Here is a 4,491-nt window from a genome sequence, read left to right on the forward strand (position 1 = left end):
CCGGGTCGGGCCCGGTGGTGGCTGGTGCCGGTTCCCGTCCGGTGGTGCGGTGAGGCCTGGAGCCGGGTGGCGCCTGGCCGTTCAGTGCCGGTTGCCGGTTGCCGGTTGCCGGTTGCCCGTTGTCCGGCGGTGCGCTGGTCGTGGTGCGGGTGACCGGGCCGGCGTGCGGTGACGGTCTGTCCGTGACCGGTGCCGGTGGCCCGGGTGTTGTGCGGGCGTGCGGTGTGCGGCCGTGGGGGGCCGGTGGCCGTGGTGGTGCGTGGACCGGTGGTGCGGTGGTGCCTGGTGGTGCGGCGCCGGTGGTCGGTGGTGCTTCGGTACGTGTGACGCTGGGTTGTTCGGTTCCTGGTGCGGGCGGGCGGGCGGGCGGGCCGGCTCCGGGTCGGGCCCGGTGGTGGCTGGTGCCGGTTCCCGTCCGGTGGTGCGGTGAGGCCTGGAGCCGGGTGGCGCCTGGCCGTTCAGTGCCGGTTGCCGGTTGCCGGTTGCCGGTTGCGGGTTGCCCGTTGTCCGGCGGTGCGCTGGTCGTGGTGCGGTGGTGCGGGTGACCGGCCGGTGGTTCCTTGGCGCGGGTACTGCCCGGCGCTGCGGTGCTGCTGGCCCGGTGGCCCGGCGTTGGTGCCTGGTGCGGTGGGTGTCCGGCAGGTTAGGCCTGTCGCCTGTCGCCTGTGGGGCGTTGGGCGGGTTCGTTGTTCGGTGGTGGTGCGGTGCCGGCCTGGTGGCGGGCGGTGGTGCTTGTGGTGCCTGGTGGTTCGGCATCGGTGGTGGTCCCGTGGCCCGGTTGACGTGCCGGGCGTGAGGGGTTCGTCCTTTGCCTGTGGGGCGGTGGTGCTTGTGGTGCCTGGTGGTGCGTGCCGGTGGTGGCCGGTGCCGGTTCCCGTCCGGTGGTGCGGTGGGGCCTGGGGGCGGGTGGTGTCCGGCTGTTGAGGGTGGTTGCCGGTTGCCCGGTTTTGCTCCGGGTGTGAGGCGTGGGTGCGGGGTGCCGGCCGGTGGCGGTGTTCCGTGTGGTGCTGGTGGCCGGTCGAGGGGTGGTGCCTGGTGGTGCGGTGGCCGTTCAGCGTGTTCTGGCTGTTGCCCGGTTGCCCGGTTGCCCGGTTGCCCGGTTGCCCGGTTGCCCGGTTGCCCGGTTGCCCGGTTGCCCGGTTGCCCGGTTGCCCGGTTGCCCGGTGGGGCGTTGGGGCGTTGGGCGGTGGTGCCTGGTGGTGCGAGGCCGGTCGCCGGTGGTGCTTCGGACGTTGTGGCGCTTGGCTGTTCAGGGCCTGGCGCCGGCGGGTCGGCGGTGGGGCGGTGCCCGCGCGGTGGCGGGCGGTGGTGCTTGTGGTGCCTGGGGGCGGGTGGCGCTGTTCCTGGTGTGCCCGGTGCCCGGTGCCCGGTGCCCGGTGCCCGGTGCCCGGTGCCCGGTGCCCGGTGCCCGCTGCTTGGTGCCGGCTTGTTGGCGGGTGGGTGGGTGTGCGGGGGTGGCGGGGTGTTGGGTGGTGCGGTCGTGGGTCAGGTAAGCGTGGTCCTCGCAAGTGGTGCGCAACAGGGGTGGTTGTGGGGGGTGGTTGCGGGGTTTTTGCGTGGGGGCGGGTTCCATGCGGTTGTCGAAAGCGACACGGTTGCGGCGTCTGCCCGGTTCCGTCGTCCCGGGGGGTTTTCCTGGGGGCTGGTTGGGGTGGGTGTGGCCGGTGGTCCGCGTTTCCAGCGCGGCGGCCGGCCGGGTCCGGGTCGTGTTCGTGTGAACGGCCTGGCGGGACCGGCTGGTTGGCCGGTCCGGTGGCCCGGGACCGTTGTGCCCGGCTCCGTCTTCCCCGGGGGGATGCTCTCCCGGAGGTTGGGGTGGGTGTGGCCGGTGGTCCGCGTTTCCAGCGCGGCCGGCCCGGTCTGCTCTGGCCCGGTCTGGTCGGGCCTGGTCCGGCCTGGTCTGGTCTGGCCCGGCCCGGCCCGGCCCGGCCCGGTCGGGTCTGGTCTGGCCGTGTTCGGGCTGCTCTGGTCCGGGTTCGGGCCTGTGTTGTGTGTGGGCGGCCCTGTCAGGGGTTGTGGTTCGGCGTCCTTTGTTCCGGCGCGTGGTGTGCCGGGGGGCGCGTGTGTGTGGAAGGGATGGTTGTGTGATGTCGGGGATTCCTTCGGTTGAGGATCTGGCGGCGCAGTTGCAGGCGGTGTCGGGTGCGCGGGAGATCGATGCGGATGCGGCGTTGCAGCACATCGCGGATGTGGATTCGCTGGATCTGATGGAGTGGCTGTACGGGTTCCAGAACGCGTATCCGCATATCGGGGCGGACGAGTCGTTGTTCGCGGACATCGATGACACGACGACGTTGCGGGTGGTGCACGGGCGGATCGTGGCGCTGGCCGGCGGCGCGGGTTCGGGTTCCTGAAGGGGGGCGGGGAGACAGGGGAGAGGGGGCGGGTGGTGAGCGGTTTCGATGTCGCCGGGTGGGGGATGTGGGTTCCCGGCCGGGTGGTGACCAGTGCGCAGCTGGCGGAGCGGTTCGGTGTGGATGAGCACTGGATCGTCTCCAGGTGCGGGATCCGTGAGCGGCGGGCGGTGTCGGCGGGTGAGACGACGGCGTCGATGGCGGTGGAGGCGGGCCGGCGGGCGCTGGAGCGGGCGGGGTTGTCGGGGTCGGATGTGGCGCATCTGATCGTGGCGACGGCGACGCCGGAGCAGCCGTCGCCGGCGACGTCGGCGTTCGTGCACGAGGCGCTGGGGATCGCGGGCAGTGCGCATGACGTGAACGCGGAGTGTGCGGGGTTCGTGTATGCGCTGGTGACGGCGGCGGGTCTGATGCGGATGGATCCGCGGCCGGTGCTGGTGGTGGGTTCGGACACGCACACGCTGACGGCCAATCCCGCGGACCGGGATCTGTCGATCCTGGTGGGGGATGGTGCGGGGGCGGTGGTGCTGGTGCCGGGGCCGGTGGACCGGGTGCGGGCGTGGAATCTGGGTGCGGACGGCTCGTGCAAGGACTCGTTGAAGGTCCTGGCGGGTGGTTCGCGGATGCCGGTCAGTGAGGAGACGGTGCGTGCCGGTCTGCATTATGCGCAGATCAACGGTAACGAGATCTATCTGAACGCGGTGCGGTACACGGTGCGTACGATCCGCGAGACGCTGGAGCAGGCGAAGGTGAGTGCGCTGGATGTGGATCATGTGGTGCCGCATCAGGCGAACATCCGGATCATCAATTCGGTGCTGAATCACACGGGGATTCCCGCGGACCGGCTGGTGGCGAATCTGGACCGGTATGGCAACACGGCGTCGGGTTCGGTGCCGATCGCGCTGGCGGAGGCGCTGGACGCGGGGCGGATCAAGGATGGTGACACGGTGTTGCTGGCCGGGTTCGGTGCGGGGATGACGTGGGGTTCGATGCTGCTGACCTGGGGAGGTGCGGCGTGAGCGGCCAGGACACGGGCGGCCGGGACGTGAGTGCCCGGGACACGGGCGCCCGGGACGTGAGTGCCCGGGATGCGGCGGGCCGGGATGCGGGTGGCCGGGGTGGTCCGGGCCGGCGGCCGGTGTCGCCGGTGGCGCTGGTGACGGGTGCCTCGGGCGGGCTGGGGCGGGAGCTGGCGCTGGAGCTGGATGCGGCGGGGTGCCGGGTCGCGGTGCATTTCAACTCCTCGCGCCAGGCGGCCGAGGAGGTGGCGGGCAAGCTGGTGAACGACCATGTGGTGGTGGGCGGGGACGTGGCCGATCACGGCGCGGTGCTGGCGATGGCCGCGGAGATCGAGGCGGTGCTGGGTCCGGTGGACGTGCTGGTCAACAACGGCGGGATCCGCAGGGACGCGCTGATGGCGATGCAGTCGCCGGCGGACTGGCGGCGGGTGGTCGACACGAATCTGGTCGGTTCGTTCCACACGGCGCGGGTGTGTGTGCCGGGGATGCTGCGGGCGCGGTGGGGGCGGGTGGTGAACATCGTGTCGCCGTCGGCGCTGATCGCGACCGCGGGGCAGACGGCGTATTCGGCGTCGAAGGCGGGGCTGGTCGGGATGACGCGGACGCTGGCTGCGGAGTGCGGGCGGCGGGGGGTGACGGTCAACGCGCTGTCGCCCGGGTTCATGATCACGGGGATGACGGACACGCTGCCGCAGAAGGTGATCGAGGCGATGCGGGACAAGGCGCCGATCCCGCGGTTCGTGACCCCGCAGGAGGTCGCGCGGGCGATCCACCTGTTCCTGGACCAGGACTGCATGACCGGTCAGGTCATCAGCATCGACTCGGGCGCCTCGATCACCTGACCCCCCGCAACCCCGGCCGGCCCCGGGCAGGCCGCCTGCCCGGCGCTGCGGGGGAGGGCCCCTGGACACCCCCTGCGGGGCGGCCCTGCGCGGACGGGTCCCGTCCCCCGGGGTCGGCCCGCCGGGGGCCTGGTCTCCGCGGCGCCACGGGACCGTCCCCGGCCCCGTCCCGGGCCTGCTGCCTTGTGGCCGGTGGCGGGGGGGGCCCCGCCCCCGCCCCCCGGGGGGCGCGCGCGGGGGGGTTTATAAAAAGTTGGAGCGGGACGAGTATTTTTT

Annotated in this window: 3 protein-coding genes; all 3 read left to right on the forward strand. The window is 72.6% G+C overall.

Annotation, left to right across the window (positions count from 1 at the left end; translation table 11 throughout):
• The first annotated feature begins 2,087 nt into the window (after positions 1–2,087).
• Positions 2,088–2,354: a hypothetical protein gene (locus ACFV4G_RS42115; RefSeq protein ID WP_380448692.1), complete on the forward strand. Its 267-nt coding sequence runs from the start codon at positions 2,088–2,090 to the stop codon at positions 2,352–2,354.
• A gap of 35 nt (positions 2,355–2,389) precedes the next feature.
• Positions 2,390–3,373 carry a 3-oxoacyl-ACP synthase III family protein gene (locus ACFV4G_RS42120; RefSeq protein ID WP_380448694.1) on the forward strand — a complete coding sequence of 328 codons (984 nt, stop codon included), beginning with the start codon at positions 2,390–2,392 and terminating at the stop codon, positions 3,371–3,373.
• Positions 3,374–3,492: 119 nt separating this feature from the next.
• Positions 3,493–4,215 (forward strand): SDR family NAD(P)-dependent oxidoreductase, encoded by a 723-nt coding sequence (locus tag ACFV4G_RS42125; protein ID WP_380448696.1) that lies wholly within the window; start codon positions 3,493–3,495, stop codon positions 4,213–4,215.
• The last annotated feature ends 276 nt before the right edge of the window (positions 4,216–4,491 follow it).

The organism is Kitasatospora sp. NPDC059747 (assembly GCF_042732955.1).
In the GTDB taxonomy this organism is placed as follows: Bacteria; Actinomycetota; Actinomycetes; order Streptomycetales; family Streptomycetaceae; genus Kitasatospora.